This is a genomic window from Streptomyces sp. NBC_00670 (assembly GCF_036226765.1).
GTDB lineage: Bacteria > Actinomycetota > Actinomycetes > Streptomycetales > Streptomycetaceae > Streptomyces.
This window is the reverse complement of record NZ_CP109017.1, coordinates 1,233,529-1,253,448: the sequence shown is the minus strand read 5'-3', so window position 1 is coordinate 1,253,448 and position 19,920 is coordinate 1,233,529. Positions and strand designations below refer to the sequence as shown.

The window sequence follows — 19,920 nt, the reverse complement described above, 5'->3', positions numbered from 1 at the left end:
GGGGCGCGGGTCGTGAAGGGGGCCCTGTCAGGACCAGGGAACACGGGGGCACTGCCCCCTTCGGCGCGGGCCGCGAAGACTGCCGTTGTGCCGCCCGTCCGGGACGGACGGCCGCTCCTCACCGTCCGCGCCGCCGGACCGCACACCGGCGGCGCCCCGTACGAAGGGAAGATCCCGTGGATCTCTCCAACCGCACCGTCCTCGTCGTCGGCGGCACCTCCGGCATCGGGCGCGAACTGGCCCGCCGGTTCGCCGCGGCGGGCAGCACCGTGGCCGTCGCGGGCCGCGATCCGCGCGCACTCGCGGAACTCGAAGGGGAGGGCTTCGGCACGGTCGCCGTCGACGTCACCGACGACGCCTCCGTCGCCTCGGCCCGGGACGCCGTGCTCGCCCGGTACCCCGGCCTCGACACCGTGGTGACGATGTCCGGCGTCATGCTCCTGGAGGACCTGTGCGACCCCGCGCACTTCGAGACGGCCCGGACGACGGTCGACACCAATCTCCTCGGCACCGTCCGGGTCCTCGACGCCTTCACCCCGCACCTGGTCGGGCGCGGCGCCGGCACCTTCGTCACCGTCACCTCCGGCATCGCGTTCCTGCCCTTCCCGCCGATGCCCAGCTACGCCGCCTCCAAGGCCGCGGTGCACGCCTACTCGGAGGCGCTGCGCGCGCAGCTCGACGGCACCGGGGTCGACGTCGTCGAACTCGTCCCGCCGGCCGTCGCCACGGCGGGCCAGGAGAAGGTGAACCCGCACGCGCTGCCGCTCGACGACTTCGCCGGCGAGGTCATGGAGCTGCTGGCACAGGAGCCCACGCCCCGCGAGATCCTCGTCAAGGGCGTCCTCGGGCACCGCTGGGCCGAGCGCGACGGTACGTACGACGGCCTCGTCGCCCAGCGCTCCCGGGCGCTGGCCATGCTCCCCGGCCGGCAGGGCTGAGACGCCGGACGCCGCCCGCACGGACGGCCGGGGGCCTGTGAGCAAGCTCTCGGCCGCGCCCGCCGCATCCGGTGGCAAGGTGGACAGCACGGTGGGGGGAGCACAGATCCGCCGCACGACGAGGACCAGCGAGAAGCCATGACCGCACTGTCTGCCACCACCGCACGTCCGCGCGCCCGCACCGGCGGGCCGAAGGACGACGGCCCCCACTACCTCGAGCACGTCCTCGGCTGGACCCTCGTCGTCGTCCTCGCGATGCTCGTCACGCAGCTCGGCCTGCTGTGAGGTGAGGGGCGCGCCCTCGGGGACACGGTCCCGGGCGCGGCCCGGTGATCGGAGTCGAACATGCGGGCGGGGTGGCTCTGCCATACTGCCGCTGTCCCGCCCGACCGCTTCAGACATGGGCCGAAATTGACGCACAGTCAGCAGCGAGACACCGCGCGCCCCCGGGCGCGCGGGACCGACCGCTCCGTGGCACGCCGCGCCGAACTCATCGCCGTCGGACGGACGTTGTTCTCCGACACGTCCTACGACGCGCTCTCGATGGACGACATCGCCCGCCACGCGCAGGTGGCCAAGGGGCTGATCTACTACTACTTCCAGTCCAAGCGCGGCTACTACCTGGCGATCATCGAGGACTCCGTCGCCGGACTGGTCACGCGTGCCGCCGAGGGGCAGGAACTGCCGCCCGCGCAACGGGTGCACCGCACCATCGACGGTTACCTCCGCTACGCCGAGCACAACCAGGCCGCGTACCGCGCGATCGTCAGCGGCGGTGTCGGGTTCGACACCGAGGTGCAGGAGATCCGGGACGGGGTGCGCGAGGCGATGATCGAGGCGATCGCCGAAGGGGCGTACGGCCGCCGCCGGATCGCCCCGCTGGCGCGGATGGGGCTGCTGGCGTGGCTGTGCAGCGTGGAGGGGGCGACCCTCGACTGGATCGGCCGCCCCGAGTTGTCCCGCGACACCGTGCGGGATCTGCTGGTGAAGATGCTCGGGGGGACGCTGCGGGCGATCGAGGAACTGGACCCGGGGTATCCCGCGCCGGCGGTGGCACGGCGGGGGTAGGTTCCCCGGGCCCCGACGGCCGTGAGGGGCTCCGCCCCCCGTAGCCGTGCGGCCGGGTCAGGCCGCCGCTTGGCGCATGGTGGGGACGCGGATGGGGCGGGACCCGGGGCCGCCCACGTGGGAGAAGGGCTGGGTGCGCCAGTCGAGGCCCTGGGGCAGGGTCAGGAGCAGGCCCGTCTCCTGCTGCTGCGGCTTCAGCGACTCGTCGGCGGGGCGGGCCTCGTCCGCCGCGCGGCCCGTGCCCGCGCACACCGTGAGACCGAACGGGTTCCACGGCGACGCGCACAGCGCGTGCTCGGGCAGCACCTCCTCGTCCGCGAGGAGCGCGATCGGCTGCGCGCAGTCCGGGCAGATCACCCGGTACATCTCGAAGGTGTCGTACGCGTCGAACTCGTCGTCCGGTTCGACGCCCTCCGGCTCGGGCTCCACCACCGGCTTGAGCCGCTTGGGCACGGAGCGGCCAGGGCGCTTCACACTCTGCATGGGATTCTCCCCCTAGGGCTGGGCCGATCAGGCACTGCGGCCTCGACCACAGCAAGCACTTCCCGCCCCGCCCGGTGGGTAATCACGAGGACATCACGAAGCCTGTTCGGACACTGTGGCGTTCGTCACATGCCGCCCGCGGGTGCCCTCCGAGGTGCCGTACGGGACACGCCCGTCCGCGCGTACCGGACCACGTCAGGTCACGAACCGGGTATGACCTGCGTCGCCGAGCTGTCCCGGGTGATCGGCGGCACTGTAGGTTCTTGCGCCATGGAGGAGCTGGACCGACAGATCGTGCAGCTGCTCGTCAAGGACGGGCGGATGAGCTACACCGACCTGGGCAAGGCCACGGGCCTGTCCACGTCGGCCGTGCACCAGCGCGTGCGCCGGCTGGAGCAGCGCGGTGTCATCCGCGGCTACGCCGCCGTCGTCGAGGCGGAGGCGGTGGGACTGCCGATGACCGCCTTCATCTCCGTGAAACCGTTCGACCCCAGCGCCCCCGACGACATCGCGGACCGGCTGGCCGGCGTCCCCGAGATCGAGGCGTGCCACAGCGTGGCGGGGGACGAGAACTACATCCTCAAGGTCCGGGTGGCGACCCCGCACGAGCTGGAGGAACTGCTGGCCCGCGTGCGCACCCTGGCCGGCGTCTCCACCCGCACCACGGTCGTCCTGTCGACGCCGTACGAGGCCCGCCCGCCCCGCATCTGACCCGGCACCGCCCACGCCGTTCGACGCCCGCGACGGGCCACCCGCGGTCGGCCGCGTCCGGCGGCCGCGCGACACTGTTACGCATGAGTGAGCGCACCCCCGACCCGCAGACCGTCCTCCTCCGCCGCGGCGAGGTCCACAGCCCCGCCGACCCGTTCGCGACCGCGATGGTCGTCGAACGCGGCCGGGTCGCCTGGGTCGGTTCCGAGGGCGCCGCCGACGCCTTCACGGACGGCGTCGACGAGGTGCTCGACCTCGACGGCGCCCTCGTCACCCCCGCGTTCGCCGACGCACACGTGCACACCACCGCCACCGGCCTCGCGCTCACCGGACTCGACCTGTCCGCCGCGCCGACGCGCGAGGCGGCCCTCGCCCTGGTCCGCGACTTCGCCGCCGCCCGCCCCGCCGACCGCGTCCTGCTCGGCCACGGCTGGGACGCGGCCCGCTGGCCCGACGGCCGGCCCCCGGCCCGCGCCGAGCTCGACGAGGCCACCGGCGGCCGTCCGCTCTACCTCTCCCGCATCGACGTCCACTCCGCGGTCGTCACCACCGCCCTGCTCGACCTGACCCCGGGCGTCACCGGTGCGACCGGCTACGCCGACGGCCCGCTGACCGGCGACGCCCACCACGCCGTCCGCGCCGTCGCCCTGGGCGCGCTCACCCCCGCCCAGCGCGCCGAGGCCCAGCGCGCCGCGCTCGCGCACGCCTCCTCGCTCGGCATCGGCTCGGTCCACGAGTGCGGCGGCCCCGACATCTCCTCCGAGGACGACTTCGCCGGACTGCTCCGGCTCGCCGCCGAGGAGCCCGGCCCCCGCGTGGTCGGCTACTGGGCCGAGCAGGGCGACGCCGGCGTGGCCCGGGCGCGCGAACTGGGCGCGACCGGCGCCGCGGGCGACCTCTTCGTCGACGGCGCCCTCGGCTCGGGCACCGCCTGCCTGCACGAGCCGTACGCCGACGCCGCCCACACCGGCACCGCCCGCCTGGACGCCGCCGACGTCACCGCGCACGTCGTCGCCTGCACCGAGGCGGGGATCCAGGCGGGGTTCCACGCCATCGGCGACGCCGCCGTCGCCACGGTGGTCGAGGGCGTCCGTGCCGCCGCCGAGAAGGTCGGCCTCGCCCGCGTGCGGGCCGCCCGGCACCGCGTCGAACACGCCGAGATGCTCACCCCCGAGACCGTCGCCGCCTTCGCCGAACTCGGCCTCACCGCCTCCGTACAGCCCGCGTTCGACGCCCTGTGGGGTGGCGAGGACGGGATGTACGCACGCCGGCTGGGCGTCGAACGGGCCCGCACCCTCAACCCCTTCGCGGCCCTGCTGCGCGCCGGGGTGCCGCTCGCGCTCGGCTCCGACAGCCCCGTCACCCCGCTCGACCCCTGGGGCACGGTCCGCGCGGCCGCCTTCCACCGCACCCCGGAGCACCGCGTCTCGGTCCGCGCCGCGTTCACCGCGCACACCCGCGGCGGCTGGCGGGCCGTCGGCCGCGACGACGCCGGCGTCCTGGTGCCCGGGGCACCCGCGGACTACGCCGTCTGGCGCACCGACGAACTGGTCGTCCAGGCCCCCGACGACCGGGTCGCCCGCTGGTCCACCGACCCGCGCTCGGGCACCCCCGGCCTGCCCGACCTCGCCCCCGGCCGGGACCTGCCGCTCTGTCTGCGGACCGTGGTGGGCGGACGGACGGTGTTCGTACGGCCGGGCGAGTGATCTACCGGGGCGGCCGGGTGCCGCCCGGCCCCCGCCGGGCCGTGGCGCGACCTGCGTTTCCTCCCCGCTGACCTGCGGCGCTGCGGGAAAGCCGCAGTTGGGAGGGGTGTTGACAGCGAGCCGTCGGGGGCCGGTAGGTTCTGCCGGGTCCACCACCGCCACGTCCGGCCGGAGAACGTCCGAGAGGTCGCCGGAGCCCGCTGGGTCAGGGATGGTGCGCCGTCGGCGCGCCGCCACTGGGAGCCAGGCCCAGCGTCCGCGCCACGGCGAGGGAATGTTTCGTGCCCGGCCGGCAGGTGTGACCCGGGTGGGGCCCGGCCGCTCAGTAGACAACGGCTTTCGGTCGATCCGCAGCCAGCGGTTCCCAGGTCGGCCCGAAGGGCCGCCGGGCCCCCATCCCGTCGCCCGCGACAGCCGTAACAGGGCTCTGCGGCGGGTAGACGGCAGTCATGGGCGCGCGCTCCTACCCACTTTCTGTCCGGCCGACACCCCCGTGGGCCCGTGCTGTCGCGTCCTACCAGGCAGTGGCCACTATGGTGGTGCCCTGCGTACGGACATGAAGGGGCTGCAGTGAACGACGGCGACGGGACCCTCGAGGCGGGAGCCCAGGGAAGACGGTTCGGCCCGCTCGGCACGGCCTTGGTGATCATCCCCACCTACAACGAGGCGGAGAACATCAGGACCATCGTCGGCCGGGTGCGCGAGGCCGTTCCCGAGGCGCACGTCCTCGTGGCCGACGACAACAGCCCCGACGGCACGGGCAAGCTGGCCGACGAACTGGCCGCCGAGGACGACCACGTCCAGGTGCTGCACCGCAAGGGCAAGGAGGGGCTCGGCGCCGCCTACCTCGCGGGCTTCCGCTGGGGCATGGAGCACGATTACGGCGTACTGATCGAGATGGACGCCGACGGCTCGCACCAGCCCGAGGAACTGCCCCGGCTGCTCACCGCGCTCAAGAACGCCGACCTGGTGCTCGGCTCGCGCTGGGTGCCCGGCGGCCGCGTGGTCAACTGGCCCCGCTCGCGCGAGATCATCTCCCGCGGCGGCAGCCTCTACTCCCGGCTCGCCCTCGACCTGCCGCTGCGCGACATCACCGGCGGCTACCGCGCGTTCCGCCGCGAGACCCTGGAGGGCCTCGGCCTCGACGAGGTGGCCTCCCAGGGCTACTGCTTCCAGGTCGACCTCGCCCGCCGCGCGGTCAAGGCCGGCTACCACGTGGTCGAGGTGCCCATCACCTTCGTCGAGCGTGAACTCGGCGACTCCAAGATGAGCCGCGACATCCTGGTCGAGGCCCTGTGGCGGGTCACCTCCTGGGGCGTGGGGGAGCGGGTCGGGCGCCTGACGGGGCGTACGGCGCCGAAGTCGTCCGGCTGATCATTCCCCTTACGCCGTTCTGAGCAGGGCCCAGGCACACTGGAACCATGACGTCTGGTGCTTCGAGTCCCACGTACCCGGCCCGGCCCCGCCGCTCCCGCATGCGCACCTTCCTGCCGCTCGGCGTGGCCGCGTGGCTGGTGCTGGAGATCTGGCTGCTCCTGCTGGTCGCGGACGCGGCCGGGGGGCTCGCGGTCCTCCTGCTGCTGGTCGCCGGGTTCGTGGGCGGTGCGGCGGTGGTCAAACGGGCCGGGCGCCGGGCCTTCAGGAACCTCAGTGAGTCCCTCCAGCGGGGGACGCCTCCGCAGAGCGGTGGGGCGAACGGGCTGACGATGCTGGGCGGGTTGCTGCTCATGCTGCCGGGGCTGGTGTCCGACGTGGTGGGGTTGCTGCTGCTCGTGCCGCCGGTGCAGAAGGCGGTGAGTGCGTATACGGAGCGCACGATCGACCGCAAGCTGCGGGCGTCGGTGCCCGGGCCGCTCGGTGACGCGTTCGCGCAGGCGCGGATGCGGGGGGCCGACGGCAAGGTGGTCCAGGGCGAGGTCATCCGGGACGACCGGCCCGGGGGACCCTACGACGCGGGCGACGACCGCCCGCCGTTGACCGGCTGACGAGTTTCCTCGCCCCCGCCGCCCCTACCCTTCCCGTCCCCGGGGGGCTCCGCCCCCGGACCCCCGAAAAGATTGCGCAGTTCCCCGCGCCCCTTAAAAGCAGGGGGCACCCCCTGGCTCTTAAGGGCGCGGGGAACTGCGCGACCGGCCACGACGCCCCCGCAGTCGCCGACCCGGTCGCACCAGCGCGGCGGATGCGCAAAAGCGAGGGCGCCGTACGTCGAAAACGTACGGCGCCCTCGCTCTCGCGCGACGTCCGCTGTACTACCGCCCAACCCCCGGAGGGATCACGCGGACTTGCGGCTGTCGCGGGGGTGTACCGCGATGTTCATCGCACCGGAGCGCAGGACGGCCAGCCGCTCCTCGAGGACCTCTTCGAGCTCCTCGCGGGTGCGCCGTTCCATCAGCATGTCCCAGTGCGTACGGGCGGGCTTGGCCTTCTTCTCCTCAGGACCGTCGCCGTCCACCAGGAGTGCCTGGGCCCCGCAGACCTTGCACTCCCACTCCGGCGGGATCTCCGCCTCGACCGAGAAGGGCATCTCGAAACGATGCCCCTTCTCGCATGCGTACTCCACGGCCTGGCGCGGGGCCAGGTCGATGCCGCGGTCCGTCTCGTAGCTGGTCACCACGAGGCGCGTGCCGCGAAGAGCTCGCTCACTCATGAATCGTGCCTCCCGGGCTTGTCGCCCACAGGACAGGTGTCGCTGTCGTCGTCATCCGGTCAACGTCCGGTCGGCGGTAAAGATTCCCGTCCCGTGTCCCGTTTCGGGTCATGCGTCGCCGTCGTAGCCGCAGCCTTGTCTCCCCATGCAGTACCCAACGGCGCCCGGTTTGTCACATCTGCTAGCAGATGTCACCCAGCGTCGCGTCTTCTCTGACGCGCAGTAACGGTACGCCTGGCAGGCCAAACGCGTACACTACCGCCCTTTGGTCCGGAGTGCTAAATCCGGTCGGGAACCGGGTTGCCCGCGTCCCGCACCGCCCGCCGCACCGGAACCCGGGCAAGCAGGGCGAAACCGGCGACGAAGAAGACCACCAGCGAAATGATCGCGTCGCGATAGCTGCCCGTGAGCTGGTAGGTGAGGCCGAACAGCAGCGGTCCCAGCCAGCTCATGCCGCGGTCGCTCATCTCGTACGCCGAGAAGTACTCGGCCTCCTTGCCGGGCGGCACCAGATGCGAGAACAGCGACCGGGACAGTGCCTGGCTGCCGCCGAGCACCAGCCCGATCCCGGCCGCCAGGACGAAGAACCACACCGGCGCCCCGGCGGGCAGGAAGTACCCCGCGCCCAGGGTGAGCGTCCACGCCACCAGCGAGCCCAGGATCGTCCGCTTGGCCCCGTAGGCCCGTGCCAGCCGGCCCATCCCCAGCGCGCCGCCCACCGCCAGCACCTGCACGAGCAGCACCGCCCCGATGAGGGTGGACTGCCCCAGGCCCAGCTCCTCGGAGCCGTACACCGAGGCCTGGGAGATGACGGTCTGGATGCCGTCGTTGTAGATGAGGTACGCCAGCAGGAAGGCGAGCGTGAGCGGCTTGCCCCGCATGTCCCGCAGCGTCGCCGCCAGCTGCCGCCAGCCGTGCGGCGCCGCCGCCACCGGGGCCGCGGCGGGCCGGTCGCGCAGCCGCCGCAGCGGGACGAGGGTGAACGCGCCCCACCACAGACCGGCCGAGGCCAGACAGACACGGACCGCCGCCGACTCGCTCAGGCCGAAGGAGTCGTGCCCGGTGAACAGCACCAGGTTGACGATCAGCACCAGGGCACCGGCCGCGTATCCGAAGGCCCAGCCGCGCGAGGAGACCCGGTCGCGCTCCTCGGGCCCCGCGATCTGCGGCAGGAAGGCGTTGTAGAGCACCATCGAGACCGCGATCGAGGCGTTGGCGACGACCAGCAGCGCCCCGCCCAGCAGATAGCGGTCACCGCCCAGGAAGAACATGCCCGTCGTCGCCGTCGCCCCCGTGTAGGCGGCGAGCGCCAGCAGCGGCTTCTTGCGCCCGGAACGGTCCGCCCGCGCGCCCGCCAGCGGCATCACCACGATGGCGATGACCACCGACAGGGAGACGCAGTAGGGGAAGTAGGAGCCGGCGCGCACCGGGATGCCGAGGGGGTGCACATAGCCGTCGGAGTCCGCCGCCGACTTGGCGACCGACGTCAGGTAGGGGCCGATGAAGACGGTCAGCACGCTCGTCGAGTAGACCGAGCACGCCCAGTCGTAGAAGTACCAGCCGCGCTGCTCGCGGCGCCGCCCGGCGGCCGGGCCGGCCGCCGCCACGCGCACGGTGCCGATGTCCACCCGTGCCCTCGCTTCCCCGTGCGCGTTCCCCGGGGCGCCGGACGGCCCCCGTGAACGTCTGCTGTCCGCCGCCGCGCCGGGCCTCAGACCCAGGTGCCCCGTTCCTCCAGGACCGTGCGCAGCGTGTCGATGTGATCGGTCATGATGCCATCCACCCCGAGGTCCAGGAGCCGGTGCATGCGGTCCGCCTCGTTCACCGTCCACACGTGCACCTGCAGCCCCAGCGCGTGCGCGGTCCGTACGAAGCGGGCGTCCACCACGGGCACCCCCGACTGCCGCTCGGGCACCTGGGCCGCGACCGCCGAGCCGCGCACCGCCGCGGGCAGCCCCCAGGAGCGCAGCCGCAGACCGAGCACGCCCCGGGTGCCGTACGAGGTCGCCAGCCGGGGTCCGGCCAGCCGCTGGGCCCTGGCCACCCGTGCCTCCGAGAACGAGCCGACGCACATCCGGTCCCAGGCGCCGGTCCGCCCGATGAGGCCGAGCAGCGGGAACAGGGCGGACTCCGCCTTGCAGTCGACGTTCCAGCGGACCTCGGGGAACTCCGTCAGCAGGTCCTCGAACAGGGGTACGGGCTCGCCGCCCGCCACGCGCGCGTGGCGCACGTCGGACCACGGGAGGTCGGCGATCCGGCCCGTGCCGTCCGTGAGCCGGTCCAGGGTCGCGTCGTGGAACGCCACGAGCCTGCCGTCGGCCGTGACGTGGACGTCCGTCTCCAGATAGCGGTATCCGGCAGCCACCGCCCGCCGGAACTGGACGGCGGTGTTCTCCAGGCCGTCGGCCGCCCCGCCCCGGTGGGCGAAGGCGAGCGGGCCGCGGTGGTCGAGGTAGGGGTGGCGTATCGCGGTGGTCACCGCCGCAGTATGGCCCGCCCCGGTTTCGACCCGGCAACCACGGGGCTGCCCGAGGGCGTCGACGGGACGGCGCACACCCGCAGGAACAGCTGTGCGAGCGGGCCGATGGACAGCGCGTACAGCACGGTGCCCACGCCGACCGTGCCGCCCAGGACGAAGCCGGTCACCACGACCGCGACCTCGATGCAGGTCCGCAGCAGCCGGATCGACCGGCCCGTGCGCGTGTGCAGCCCCGTCATCAGCCCGTCGCGCGGGCCCGGGCCGAACCGGGCGGCGATGTACAGGCCGGTGGCCAGTCCGTTGAGGACCACGCCCCCGGCCATCAGCGCGATCCGCAGCCACAGGGCGTGCACCGTGGGCAGTACGGCGAGCGTGCCGTCCATGGCCAGGCCGATCGCGAAGACGTTCGAGACGGTGCCGAGTCCCGGACGCTGCCGCAGCGGGATCCACAGCAGCAGCACCACGGCGCCCACGGCGATCGTCACCTCGCCGATGGTGAACCCGGTGCGTTCGGCCAGCCCCTGGTGCAGCACGCCCCACGGTTCGAGACCCAGGCCCGCCGCCACCAGCAGCGCGGAGCTCACGCCGTACAGCGCCAGGCCGACGTAGAGCTGGGACAGCCGCCGCACCAGGCGTCGGCGCTCCGGCGGCGCGGAGGGGGCGGGACCGGAGGGAGCGGGACCGGAGGGAGGGACGGACGGCGTGGTCGGCAAGGGAGCCCCCGAGTGGTTGGAGTGGACCGGCGCATGCCACTCTGTGGCTCGGGGAATTGAACCATCCAGGGCCAATTCCAGGAAGGTGGACCGATCGTCATGGTGAAGTGGACCTCCGCGGTCGGGGCGGCACAGCTCGCCCGGCTGCTCGGCTCCCAGCAGGACCGCCCCGCCGGCCCCGGCACCCGCCGCCCGCCCGCCTACCGCGCCCTGGCCGACGGCATCCGGCTGCTCGTCCTGGAGGGCCGGGTCCCGGTCGCCGCCCGGCTGCCCGCCGAGCGCGAACTGGCGCTCGCCCTCTCCGTCAGCCGTACCACGGTCGCCGCCGCCTACGAGGCACTGCGCGGCGAGGGGTTCCTGGAGTCCCGCAGGGGAGCGGGCAGCTGGACCGCCGTACCCGCCGGGAACCCCCTGCCCGCGCGCGGCCTGGAACCGCTGCCCCCCGAGGCGCTCGGCTCGCTGATCGACCTCGGTACCGCCGCCCTGCCCGCCCCCGAGCCCTGGCTCACCCGCGCCGTCCAGGGCGCCCTGGGGGAGTTGCCGCCGTACGCCCACACGCACGGCGACTACCCGGCGGGGCTGCCCGCGCTGCGTGCCATGCTCGCCGAGCGCTACACCGCGCGCGGCATCCCGACCATGCCCGAGCAGATCATGGTGACCACCGGCGCGATGGGCGCGATCGACGCCATCTGCCACCTCTTCGCCGGGCGCGGCGAACGGATCGCGGTGGAGTCGCCGTCCTACGCCAACATCCTGCAGCTCATGCGCGAGGCGGGCGCGCGACTGGTTCCCGTCGCGATGGCCGAGGGGCTGGTCGGCTGGGACCTGGAGCGCTGGCGGCAGGTGCTGCGCGAGGCGGCGCCGCGCCTCGCCTACGTGGTCGCCGACTTCCACAACCCCACCGGCGCGCTGGCCGACGAGGATCAGCGGCGCCGCCTGGTGGAGCTGGCGCGCTCGGCCGGCACCGTAGTCGTCGTCGACGAGACGATGAGCGAGCTGCGCCTGGACGAGGACACCGAGCTGCCGCGCCCGGTGTGCGCCTTCGACCCCGCCGGATCGACCGTCATCACGGTCGGCTCCGCCAGCAAGGCGTTCTGGGCCGGTATGCGCATCGGCTGGGTACGGGCCGCGCCGGACGTCATCCGCAGCCTGGTCGCGGCCCGCGCCTACGCCGATCTGGGCACCCCCGTCCTCGAACAGCTGGCCGTCAACTGGCTGCTCAGCACCGGCGGCTGGGAGGAGGCCATCGCGCTGCGCCGCGGCCAGGCCCGGGAGAACCGGGACGCCCTGGTCGAGGCGGTGCGCCGGGAGCTGCCCGACTGGGAGTTCGCGGTGCCGCACGGCGGCCTCACCCTGTGGGTCCGCACCGGCGGGCTGTCCGGCTCGCGGCTGGCCGAGGCGGGGGAGCGGGCGGGCGTCCGCGTCCCCTCGGGGCCCCGGTTCGGGGTGGACGGCGCCTTCGAGGGCTATGTCCGGCTGCCGTTCACGGTGGGCGGCGCGGTGGCCAACGAGGCGGCGACGCGACTGGCCGCGGCGGCGGACATGGTGCGCACGGGGGCACCGGGGACGACGGAGCCGCCGCGGACGTTCGTGGCGTGAGGAACGCCGGGTCGCCGGGGACGTTGGTGGCATGAGGACCGCTGGGGGGCGTTCACCCCTCCGCGGCCACCGGCTCCGTTGTGTTCAAGGGCCCCGCGTCCTTGGTGAACGGCCCCGCGTCCGCCGGTGCCGTGCGCTCCGGCAGCAGGGCCAGCACCGCCTCGCGCTGCCGCTCGCCGGTGGCGTCGTCGTACGGGTCCGGCGTGGCCGGCACCTGGAGCCGGTGGACCGGTCCGGAGCCGAGCCGCGCGTACCCCCGCCCCGGCGGGACGTCCTTGGTAGGGGTCGTGTGCGGCGGCGCCCCCAGCACCGCCGTGAGCAGGTCCGCGGCGGCCGGGCCGAGCACCACGCGCGCGCGGGTGTGCTGCCGTACCGCGTCCGGGAGCGCGTCGAGGCCGTCGACATGCTCGGCCACCACCACGGTCACGTTCGCCGCGCGGCCGTGCCGCAGCGGCACCTGGAGCAGCGCCAGCGGGTCCTCGTGCCCGCCGGCCGCGGCCAGATGGCCGAGGGCGGCCGGCCGGTCGAGCAGGATCCACAGCGGCCGCCGGACGTCGTCCGGGGCCGGCTGCCCGGCCTGCCGGGCCCGGTTCGCGGCGATCAGCCGCCGCTCCGTCTCGTGCGTCGCCCACTGCAGACTCGCCACCGCGCCCGCGAGCGCGCACTCGACCGCGAGGACGCCGTCGCGCCCGGTCAGACACGCGTACTCGCCGGTGCCGCCGCCCTCGACGATCAGCACGTCGCCGTGCTGGAGCGCCTGGAGGGCCAGCGAGCGCAGCAGGGTCGTCGTGCCGCTGCCCGGCTCGCCGACGGCCAGCAGATGCGGCTCGGTGGAGCGCGGGCCGGTGCGCCACACCACGGGGGGTTCGTCGCGCTGCTCCTCGCCGTAGTCGAGGGGGACGGTGCGCTGGACGCCGGTGGGGTCGGTGAAGCCGAGCACGAGTTCGCCCGGCGCGGTCACGAAGCGCTGGGCGGCGATGTCGGTGGGGAGCGGGGCGAGGACGGAGAGCGTCAGCTCGTTGCCCTCCTCGTCCCACGTGAAGTGGTACTCGCGGCCCCGGCCGGCCTTGGCCTGGAGCACCTGTTCGATCCGGGCGCGGGACTCGGGCTCGCCGTCGGTGAAGTAGGCCGGGTAGCGGACGGTCAGCCGGGAGATCCGGCCCGCGTCGTCGAACTCGTATCCGGACAGGGCCGCCGTCCAGTCGCCGCCGTGCCCGTAGAGCGGGGTGGGGTCACCGGCGGCCGTGAAGTAGGGGACGAGCGCGTCGTACAGCGCGCGCAGCCGCTCGGTCTGCGCCTCGTCGGGGCCCTCGGGCACCGGCACGGCCTGCTCGCGGCCCTGCCAGGCCGCCGCCGCCATCAGGGCGACGACGGCGAGCAGCGGCCCGTACGGCGCGAGGCCCACCACCAGGAGCACCGCGACGACGAGGAACACCAGTGGTCCGCGCCGGTCCTTCGGTGTCTCCGCCCATCTGCGCCGTCCGGCCGCGGCCAGCCGGCGCAGTCCACGGGTGACCGTGATCAGCGGGTGGAGGACGTCGGTGGCGCCGTCCGCCGCCGTCCGGGCCAGTTCCCGGCCGCGGGCGAGCTGTGCGCCGCCTCGGCCGGCGAGCCGTGCGCTGCCTCTGCCGAGGGCGGTGCCTCGCTGGAGGATGCGGGGAAGGGGGCGGCGGGCCACGTCGTCTCCTGGAGGTACGGGGCTGTCAGGGGCGTTCAGAAGTTGATTCCGCCGAGGAGGCTCGCCAGGCTCTCGCCGCCCGCCTTGATGCTGGGGGCGATCGCGGTGCTCGCCAGGTAGAAGCCGAACAGGGCCGAGACCGTTGCGTGGGACGCCTTGAGGCCGTCCTTCCTGAAGAACAGGAAGACGATGATGCCGAACAGGACCACGCCTGAGATGGACAGAATCATTTGAGCTCTCCTGGTTGAGGGGGACGGTCACCATGAGTTCGTCCAGGATCACAGAATGTATCCATATGACAAAAGGTGCAACTGGGTGATCTCCCGGCGTTTCACCTCTGGCCTGCTCCCGGTGTGCTCACCCCGCCCTCCGGTCCGTCCCCGGCCGGGGGCCCGCAACCCCGTGGCGGAGGGCTCCTGGTGATCCTCGCCACGGCGGGCGCCGGTCATGTGCCGCGCGGAGCCAGTACGCTGGCGATTCACCCGTACGGCCGCACTCCGGCCGCCCCACGGGTCCCCCCACGTACGCAGTGAAAGGTGATCCGGCGATGAGTGAAGCCCCCGACCCGGAGGTCGTGGAGCTCGCGACCAGGATCTTCGACCTGGCCCGGCGGGGCCGGACCGAGGAACTCGTCGCCTACGTCGACGCGGGCGTCCCGGCCGACCTCACCAACGACCGCGGCGACTCCCTCGTGATGCTCGCCGCCTACCACGGCCACGCCGGCGCCCTGCGCGCCCTGCTGGAACGTGGCGCCGAGGCCGACCGCGTCAACGACCGCGGCCAGACCCCCCTCGCGGGGGCGGTCTTCAAGGACGAGCGCGAGGTGATCGAGGTCCTGCTCGCCGCCGGCGCCGACCCGACGGCGGGCACGCCGTCCGCCGCCGACACCGCGCGGATGTTCGGCCGGACCGAACTGCTCGCACTCTTCGGCGTCAACTGACGGTAATCTCCTGGCCATTCGGGACGCCGGTCACACCGGGCCACACCGTCCCGGACCGGACAGGACGGAAAACGACGGGGGAGGCGGGACGGGGCCGCCGGAAATACGGTCGCGGCAGCGAAAACAGCGGGCCATCATGACGTCGTGATTCACGGACGCGACGGCTGGGCAGGTGTTGCCGCACCGCGCGGGCCGTGACCGGTCCGCATGGGCCACCGACGAGAGGCAGAGGAAGATGGTTCACAGCAAGCATGAGACGGCGGGCGCTCCGACGTGTTGTCACGCGGCCAGGTAACGCGGTTGTTCCCCGGTTGCGTCGACGCTTGATGTGAGGCTGTTTCCCATGTTCGATCCGGTCATAGCGCCCAGCGGTACGCTGCTCGGCCTGCTCCAGCGGGGCCGCGGCGACGGCACACTGCACGCGCTCACCGCCCCGCGCGCCGAGGCGCTCGCGGCCCTGAACACATGCGTGCTGCGGGACCCCCGCCACGACTGGCAGGTGGAGAACCGCTCCCTCTACTACGCCCGCCTGTACCTCGACCTGAACGGCGGGCTCGACGCCGTCGAGGCACACCTGTTCGACCCCGAGGACGTCCTGGACGCCGAGGAGTCCCGCACCGGGCTCGCCCTCGCCGTCCTCGGCCACCTCGCCTCCTACGGGCGGCGGGACGCCCTCGCCCTGCTGCGCCGCTACGCGGCCACCGGCACCAACTGGGCCTGGGCCCTGGACGAGCTCGCGCTGCGCGACGACGACGAGGGGCTGCGCGCCCTCGCCGCCCCCGTCCTCGCCCGCTTCCCGGCCGGCCCCGAGGGCGAGGCCGACCTCGCCGCGGCCGTGCGCGACGCCTTCGAACCCCGGCCCTGGCGGCTGTGGGCCGACGACGCCCGCACCGGGATCGCCACCCGGGTCCGCGCGGCCCAGGAGGCCGGCAGCTTCGACCGCTGGCAGCGGCAACTGCGGCCCTCTGGACCCCGCCCCGGCTGGAGCGTCCAGGCCGTGTTCGACTGGGCCCAGCAGGGCCTCGACCGCGGCGCCGCCCTCCACGTGCCCGCCGCGCGCTGTCTGAGCGCCGTGGCCGGGCCCGAGGACCACGCCGAGATCGTGCACGCGGCCCGCTCCGGCGGCGACGGCGCCCGCTGCACCGCCCTGCGCTATCTCGCCGACACCGGCGATCCCGGCATCCTCGACCTGGTCGAGGCCGCCGTCGCCGACGGCGGCACGCTCGTCGCGGAGGCCGCCGTCGCCGCCTTCGAACGCATGAGCAGTCCCGCCGCCGTCCGGCGGGCGCGCGGCTGGGCCCACCGGCCCGACGTGCTCGGCGCCGCCGCCGGGCGGATGCTCGCCTGCCGCGGCGGGGCCCAGGACGAGGACCTGGTGCTCGCCGCCCTCCGCGAGGCCGTGCGCGGCGAGGGACCCGACGCGCCGACCCTGTGGACCCTCGTCGACGGCGCCGGACGGCTCGGCATCGGCTGCGCCGCCCCCGTCCTGCGGCACGTCTACCGCGAGACCGCCTCCTCCCATCTGCGCGGCCGCGCCGCCCGCGCCCTGGCCGCCACCGACCCCTCCTTCGCGACCGGGTTCGCCGTCGAGTGCCTCTGGGACTGCGAGGAGACCACCCGCGAACTCGCCGCCCGGCACGCCGAGACCGGCGACGTCCGCGTCGTCGAACGCCTCCGCCGCCTCGCCGCCGATCCGGCGGAGGAGGCCGAGGTCCAGACCGCCGTCCGCAGCAGGATCGGCCCACCATCCGAAGCCGCAGGGACCCCGTAAGCGGCAGGACCGCGAAGTCACCCCCCGAAAGGGGCGCGGGGAACTGCGCGACGCACCCCCCACCCCCCCTCAGCGACCCCCCGCCACCACGAACCGCACCGGCGTACCCGGCGCGGTCTGCGCCGCGGCGGCCAGGTCGGTGGGGTGGACGACCGCGACCACCGGGTAGCCGCCGGTGGTCGGGTGGTCGGCCAGGAACACCACCGGCCTGCCGTCCGGCGGCACCTGGACCGCGCCGAGGACCATGCCCTCGCTGGGCAGTTCCCCGCCCACCGCCCGCTCCAGCGCGGGCCCCTCCGTGCGCAGCCCGATCCGGTTGCTCGCCGACGACACCCGGTACGCGCGCGTGGTGAACGCGTGCACCGCGCGCGCGGTGAACCAGTCGTCACGCGGCCCCAGCGTGACCCGCAGCACCAGTTCGGCCGGCGGCGCCGGCTGCGGAGCGACGTCCACGCGCGCGTGGGGACCGACGGGCCGCCCCAGGGGGAGCACCGTTCCGGTGGCGAGCGGCGGCGGGCCCAGCCCGGAGAGCAGGTCGGTGGAGCGGCTGCCGAGCACCGGCTCCACGGCCACCCCGCCCGCGACGGCGACGTAGCTCCGTACCCCCGCACGCACCGCCCCGACGTCCAGCAGGGCACCGCCCGGCACCCGGAACGGCGCGCCCCAGGGCGCCGGCCGCCCGTCCACGGCGACCGGACAGGGCGCACCGCCCACCGCCACGGTGATCGCCGACCGTGGCCGCACGGCGCACCCGTCGAGCGTCGTCTCCAGGACGGCCGCGGACGGCGGATTGCCGACGAGCCGGTTGACGAGCGCCGCCGCCGGCGCGTCCAGCGCCCCCGAGCGCGGCACCCCCAGGTGGGCGTGCCCGGGCCGCCCGAGGTCCTGCACGGTGGTCAGCGCCCCGGCGCGTACGACGGCGAGCGCGCGGTCGCTCATGAGGACCCCACCGGCCCGCCCACCGGGACGAACCGCACCCGCGCCCCCGGCGTCAGCAACGCGGCAGGCACGCGCGCGTGGTCCCACAGCACCGCGTCCGTCGTCCCGATGAGCTGCCAGCCGCCCGGCGACGCACGCGGGTAGACGCCCGTGTACGGCCCGGCCAGGGCGACCGACCCCGCCGGAACCGCCGTGCGCGGAGTGGCCCGGCGCGGCACGTCGTACCGCTCCGGCAGCCCCGTCAGATAGCCGAACCCGGGCGCGAAGCCGCAGAAGGCGACCCGGAAGTCGGCGCCGGAGTGGATCCGCGCCACCTCGGCCACCGGCACGCCCCACAGCGCGGCGACGTCCGCCAGATCCGGCCCGTCGTACCGCACGGGGATCTCGAGCGCCTCCTGCGCGCGCGTGGCGACCGGCGGCACCTCCCAGCCGGGGAGTTCGGCGGCGAGCCGGGCCGGCTCGTCGAGGCCGTCGAGCAGGACCGTACGGGCCGCCGGCACGATCTCCCGTACCGTCAGCGCGCCCGCGGCCCGGCGGCGCAGCAGCTCGGCGTGCAGGGCCTGGGCCGCCTCCCCGGAGTCCAGTTCGACCAGCAGGGCCCGGTCACCGACGGGCAGCACCCGCACCGGAACCGTCATGCGAACGCCTCCACCCGCACGCCCGCCCCCTCCAGCCGCGCCCGCACCCGGCGGGCCAGCTCCACCGCGCCCGGGGTGTCCCCGTGCAGGCACAACGACCGCGCCCGCACCGCGATCCGGCGCCCCGACAACGCGGTCACCCCGCCCTCACGGGCCAGCCCGAGCGACCGCTCGACCACCGCGTCCGGCTCGGTGACCACCGCGCCGTCCCGGCCGCGCGGCACCAGCGTGCCCTCGTCGGTGTACGCGCGGTCCCCGAACGCCTCGGTGACGGTGGGCAGTCCGGCCTTCGCCGCGGCCTCCAGGAAGCGCGAGCCGGGCAGTCCGAGCACCGGCAGCGCGGCGCCGGCGAGGAGCACGCCCTCGACCACGGCCGCGGCCTGCTCCTGGTCGCGCACCACCCGGTTGTAGAGCGCGCCGTGCGGCTTCACGTACGCCACGCGCGCGCCCGCCGCCCGGGCGAACACCTCCAGGGCACCGATCTGGTAGGCGACCTCGGCGGCCAGTTCCCCGGCCGGCACGTCCATCGCGCGCCGCCCGAAGCCGGCCAGGTCGCGGTAGGACACCTGGGCGCCGATCCGGACGCCGCGCCCGGCCGCCAGCGCGCACACCCGCCGCATGGTGGCCGGGTCCCCGGCGTGGAAGCCGCAGGCCACGTTGGCGCTGGTGACGACCGACAGCAGCGCCTCGTCGTCGGTGAGCCGCCAGCGGCCGAAACCCTCGCCGAGGTCGGCGTTGAGGTCGATCATGTTCTCTCCCGCTCGGGCCCGTGCGGGCCCTGTTCTCAGGCTACGCGGTACTGCTCGTCGCGAGCGTCGGTGACGAACATCTGCCCCGGTGCGTGGGTGAGCGCGAACGGCGGCCGGGAGGCCATGACGGCCGCCTGGGGGGTCACCCCGCAGGCCCAGAACACCGGGATGTCGCGCGGCCGCGGGTCCACCGGCTCGCCGAAGTCGGGCCGCCCCAGGTCCTCGATGCCGAGCACCGACGGGTCCCCGCAGTGCACCGGGCTGCCGTGCACCGCCGGCAGCAGACTGGTCTCCCGGATCGCCGCCGACAGGTGCTCCGGCTGGACAGGGCGCATCGAGACCACCATCGGCCCGTGCAGCCGCCCCGCCGGACGGCACTGGCGGCCCGTCACGTACATGGGGACGTTGCGGCCCTGCTCGATGTGGCGCAGCGGGACGCCCGCCCCCGTCAGCGCCGACTCGAAGGTGAAGCTGCAGCCGATCAGGAACGACACCAGGTCCTCGCGCCAGTACGACCGCACGTCCGTGGGCTCGTCCATCAGTTCGCCGTCGCGCCACACCCGGTAGCGCGGGAGGTCGGTGCGCAGGTCCGCGCCCTCGGCCAGCACCGTGGTGGGGGAGCCGGCGTCCGTGACGTCGAGGACCGGGCACGGCTTGGGATTGCGCTGGCAGAACAGCAGGACGTCGTAGGCCCAGTCGGCGGGGACGGAGATCAGGTTGGCCTGGGTGTGGCCGAAGGCGACCCCCGCGGTGGGGCCGGCCAGCCCCTCCCGGAAGCGGGCGCGCGCCGTTTTCGGGCTCCACGCGTGCGCGTGCGGGTCGACGGCCGTCACGGGGCGGTCCTGGGGGCGGGGCGGGGTG

Annotated in this window: 21 protein-coding genes; 10 read left to right on the top strand and 11 right to left on the bottom strand. The window is 74.6% G+C overall.

What is annotated here, in order from left to right; all coding sequences use genetic code 11:
• Positions 1 to 176: 176 nt before the first annotated feature.
• The 3 genes from OIE12_RS05500 (at position 177) to OIE12_RS05490 (ending at position 2,006) form a co-directional block, all read left to right on the top strand.
• The gene (locus OIE12_RS05500) at positions 177 to 938 is read left to right on the top strand and encodes an SDR family oxidoreductase (protein ID WP_329132308.1); all 762 of its coding nucleotides are present in this window, start codon (positions 177 to 179) and stop codon (positions 936 to 938) included.
• Positions 939 to 1,076: 138 nt separating this feature from the next.
• Complete coding sequence (locus OIE12_RS05495) at positions 1,077 to 1,223, top strand: SCO1431 family membrane protein (protein ID WP_329132306.1); 147 nt, start codon at positions 1,077 to 1,079, stop codon at positions 1,221 to 1,223.
• A gap of 126 nt (positions 1,224 to 1,349) precedes the next feature.
• Positions 1,350 to 2,006 carry a TetR/AcrR family transcriptional regulator gene (locus OIE12_RS05490; RefSeq protein ID WP_329132304.1) on the top strand — a complete coding sequence of 219 codons (657 nt, stop codon included), beginning with the start codon at positions 1,350 to 1,352 and terminating at the stop codon, positions 2,004 to 2,006.
• Between the two features lie 57 nt (positions 2,007 to 2,063).
• Here the strand turns inward: OIE12_RS05490 and OIE12_RS05485 are convergent, their stop codons facing one another.
• Positions 2,064 to 2,489, bottom strand: a complete 426-nt coding sequence (locus OIE12_RS05485) for a hypothetical protein (RefSeq protein ID WP_329132302.1) — start codon at positions 2,487 to 2,489, stop codon at positions 2,064 to 2,066.
• Positions 2,490 to 2,759: 270 nt separating this feature from the next.
• Here OIE12_RS05485 and OIE12_RS05480 point away from each other — a divergent pair, with 270 nt between their 5' ends.
• The 4 genes from OIE12_RS05480 to fxsA all read left to right on the top strand — a co-directional run bounded on the left by OIE12_RS05480 (position 2,760) and on the right by fxsA (position 6,891).
• Entirely contained in the window at positions 2,760 to 3,200 is a 441-nt protein-coding gene (locus OIE12_RS05480) for an Lrp/AsnC family transcriptional regulator (RefSeq protein WP_030380814.1), read from the top strand.
• A gap of 83 nt (positions 3,201 to 3,283) precedes the next feature.
• The gene (locus OIE12_RS05475; RefSeq protein WP_329132300.1) at positions 3,284 to 4,906 is read left to right on the top strand and encodes an amidohydrolase; all 1,623 of its coding nucleotides are present in this window, start codon (positions 3,284 to 3,286) and stop codon (positions 4,904 to 4,906) included.
• 570 nt (positions 4,907 to 5,476) lie between these two features.
• On the top strand, positions 5,477 to 6,280 hold the full coding sequence (locus OIE12_RS05470; RefSeq protein ID WP_329132298.1) for a polyprenol monophosphomannose synthase: 804 nt from the start codon (positions 5,477 to 5,479) through the stop codon (positions 6,278 to 6,280).
• Between the two features lie 47 nt (positions 6,281 to 6,327).
• On the top strand, positions 6,328 to 6,891 hold the full coding sequence (gene fxsA, locus OIE12_RS05465; RefSeq protein WP_329132296.1) for an FxsA family membrane protein: 564 nt from the start codon (positions 6,328 to 6,330) through the stop codon (positions 6,889 to 6,891).
• A gap of 287 nt (positions 6,892 to 7,178) precedes the next feature.
• On the opposite strand, the gene OIE12_RS05460 is transcribed toward fxsA, so the two are convergent.
• The 4 genes from OIE12_RS05460 to yczE form a co-directional block, all read right to left on the bottom strand.
• On the bottom strand, positions 7,179 to 7,553 hold the full coding sequence (locus OIE12_RS05460; RefSeq protein ID WP_003977404.1) for an RNA polymerase-binding protein RbpA: 375 nt from the start codon (positions 7,551 to 7,553) through the stop codon (positions 7,179 to 7,181).
• A 278-nt stretch (positions 7,554 to 7,831) separates the two neighbouring features.
• Positions 7,832 to 9,181 carry an MFS transporter gene (locus tag OIE12_RS05455; RefSeq protein ID WP_329132294.1) on the bottom strand — a complete coding sequence of 450 codons (1,350 nt, stop codon included), beginning with the start codon at positions 9,179 to 9,181 and terminating at the stop codon, positions 7,832 to 7,834.
• Between the two features lie 83 nt (positions 9,182 to 9,264).
• A complete protein-coding gene (locus tag OIE12_RS05450) occupies positions 9,265 to 10,032 on the bottom strand; it encodes a glycerophosphodiester phosphodiesterase (RefSeq protein WP_329132291.1) in 768 nt (255 codons plus the stop codon).
• A complete protein-coding gene (gene yczE / locus OIE12_RS05445) occupies positions 10,029 to 10,661 on the bottom strand; it encodes a membrane protein YczE (RefSeq protein WP_443053765.1) in 633 nt (210 codons plus the stop codon). The genes OIE12_RS05450 and yczE overlap by 4 nt, the downstream gene beginning before the upstream one ends.
• 183 nt (positions 10,662 to 10,844) lie before the next feature.
• Between yczE and OIE12_RS05440 the strand changes: the two genes are divergently transcribed.
• Positions 10,845 to 12,344 (top strand): SCO1417 family MocR-like transcription factor, encoded by a 1,500-nt coding sequence (locus OIE12_RS05440; protein ID WP_329132289.1) that lies wholly within the window; start codon positions 10,845 to 10,847, stop codon positions 12,342 to 12,344.
• 52 nt (positions 12,345 to 12,396) lie between these two features.
• Here the strand turns inward: OIE12_RS05440 and OIE12_RS05435 are convergent, their stop codons facing one another.
• Together OIE12_RS05435 and OIE12_RS05430 are read right to left on the bottom strand one after the other, a co-directional pair.
• Positions 12,397 to 14,022, bottom strand: coding sequence for an ATP-binding protein (locus OIE12_RS05435; RefSeq protein ID WP_329132287.1), 1,626 nt, complete (start codon positions 14,020 to 14,022; stop codon positions 12,397 to 12,399).
• Positions 14,023 to 14,057: 35 nt separating this feature from the next.
• Complete coding sequence (locus tag OIE12_RS05430; protein WP_006141523.1) at positions 14,058 to 14,252, bottom strand: hypothetical protein; 195 nt, start codon at positions 14,250 to 14,252, stop codon at positions 14,058 to 14,060.
• A gap of 317 nt (positions 14,253 to 14,569) precedes the next feature.
• Here OIE12_RS05430 and OIE12_RS05425 point away from each other — a divergent pair, with 317 nt between their 5' ends.
• Together OIE12_RS05425 and OIE12_RS05420 are read left to right on the top strand one after the other, a co-directional pair.
• Positions 14,570 to 14,962, top strand: coding sequence for an ankyrin repeat domain-containing protein (locus tag OIE12_RS05425; protein ID WP_030380805.1), 393 nt, complete (start codon positions 14,570 to 14,572; stop codon positions 14,960 to 14,962).
• 343 nt (positions 14,963 to 15,305) lie between these two features.
• Complete coding sequence (locus tag OIE12_RS05420; RefSeq protein WP_329132283.1) at positions 15,306 to 16,733, top strand: HEAT repeat domain-containing protein; 1,428 nt, start codon at positions 15,306 to 15,308, stop codon at positions 16,731 to 16,733.
• A 69-nt stretch (positions 16,734 to 16,802) separates the two neighbouring features.
• Here the strand turns inward: OIE12_RS05420 and OIE12_RS05415 are convergent, their stop codons facing one another.
• Genes OIE12_RS05415 through OIE12_RS05400 form a run of 4 tightly spaced genes read right to left on the bottom strand, consistent with a single transcriptional unit; the run spans position 16,803 to position 19,892 of the window.
• Entirely contained in the window at positions 16,803 to 17,672 is an 870-nt protein-coding gene (locus tag OIE12_RS05415) for a biotin-dependent carboxyltransferase family protein (RefSeq protein WP_329132281.1), read from the bottom strand.
• Entirely contained in the window at positions 17,669 to 18,298 is a 630-nt protein-coding gene (locus OIE12_RS05410) for a 5-oxoprolinase subunit B family protein (RefSeq protein ID WP_329141738.1), read from the bottom strand. Before OIE12_RS05410 ends, OIE12_RS05415 begins: the two co-directional genes overlap by 4 nt.
• 8 nt (positions 18,299 to 18,306) lie before the next feature.
• Positions 18,307 to 19,059 carry a LamB/YcsF family protein gene (locus tag OIE12_RS05405; protein ID WP_329132279.1) on the bottom strand — a complete coding sequence of 251 codons (753 nt, stop codon included), beginning with the start codon at positions 19,057 to 19,059 and terminating at the stop codon, positions 18,307 to 18,309.
• 35 nt (positions 19,060 to 19,094) lie between these two features.
• Positions 19,095 to 19,892 (bottom strand): putative hydro-lyase, encoded by a 798-nt coding sequence (locus OIE12_RS05400; RefSeq protein ID WP_329141737.1) that lies wholly within the window; start codon positions 19,890 to 19,892, stop codon positions 19,095 to 19,097.
• Positions 19,893 to 19,920: the final 28 nt, after the last annotated feature.

What these genes read in the sequence shown, in the direction of transcription:
- OIE12_RS05495 (WP_329132306.1), top strand. Translation starts at nt 1,077, where the DNA reads ATGACCGCACTGTCTGCCACCACCGCACGTCCGCGCGCCCGCACCGGC.
- OIE12_RS05485 (WP_329132302.1), bottom strand. Translation starts at nt 2,489, where the DNA reads ATGCAGAGTGTGAAGCGCCCTGGCCGCTCCGTGCCCAAGCGGCTCAAG.
- OIE12_RS05480 (WP_030380814.1), top strand. Translation starts at nt 2,760, where the DNA reads ATGGAGGAGCTGGACCGACAGATCGTGCAGCTGCTCGTCAAGGACGGG.
- OIE12_RS05475 (WP_329132300.1), top strand. Translation starts at nt 3,284, where the DNA reads ATGAGTGAGCGCACCCCCGACCCGCAGACCGTCCTCCTCCGCCGCGGC.
- fxsA (WP_329132296.1), top strand. Translation starts at nt 6,328, where the DNA reads ATGACGTCTGGTGCTTCGAGTCCCACGTACCCGGCCCGGCCCCGCCGC.
- OIE12_RS05460 (WP_003977404.1), bottom strand. Translation starts at nt 7,553, where the DNA reads ATGAGTGAGCGAGCTCTTCGCGGCACGCGCCTCGTGGTGACCAGCTAC.
- OIE12_RS05440 (WP_329132289.1), top strand. Translation starts at nt 10,845, where the DNA reads ATGGTGAAGTGGACCTCCGCGGTCGGGGCGGCACAGCTCGCCCGGCTG.
- OIE12_RS05430 (WP_006141523.1), bottom strand. Translation starts at nt 14,252, where the DNA reads ATGATTCTGTCCATCTCAGGCGTGGTCCTGTTCGGCATCATCGTCTTC.
- OIE12_RS05425 (WP_030380805.1), top strand. Translation starts at nt 14,570, where the DNA reads ATGAGTGAAGCCCCCGACCCGGAGGTCGTGGAGCTCGCGACCAGGATC.
- OIE12_RS05420 (WP_329132283.1), top strand. Translation starts at nt 15,306, where the DNA reads ATGTTCGATCCGGTCATAGCGCCCAGCGGTACGCTGCTCGGCCTGCTC.
- OIE12_RS05415 (WP_329132281.1), bottom strand. Translation starts at nt 17,672, where the DNA reads ATGAGCGACCGCGCGCTCGCCGTCGTACGCGCCGGGGCGCTGACCACC.
- OIE12_RS05405 (WP_329132279.1), bottom strand. Translation starts at nt 19,059, where the DNA reads ATGATCGACCTCAACGCCGACCTCGGCGAGGGTTTCGGCCGCTGGCGG.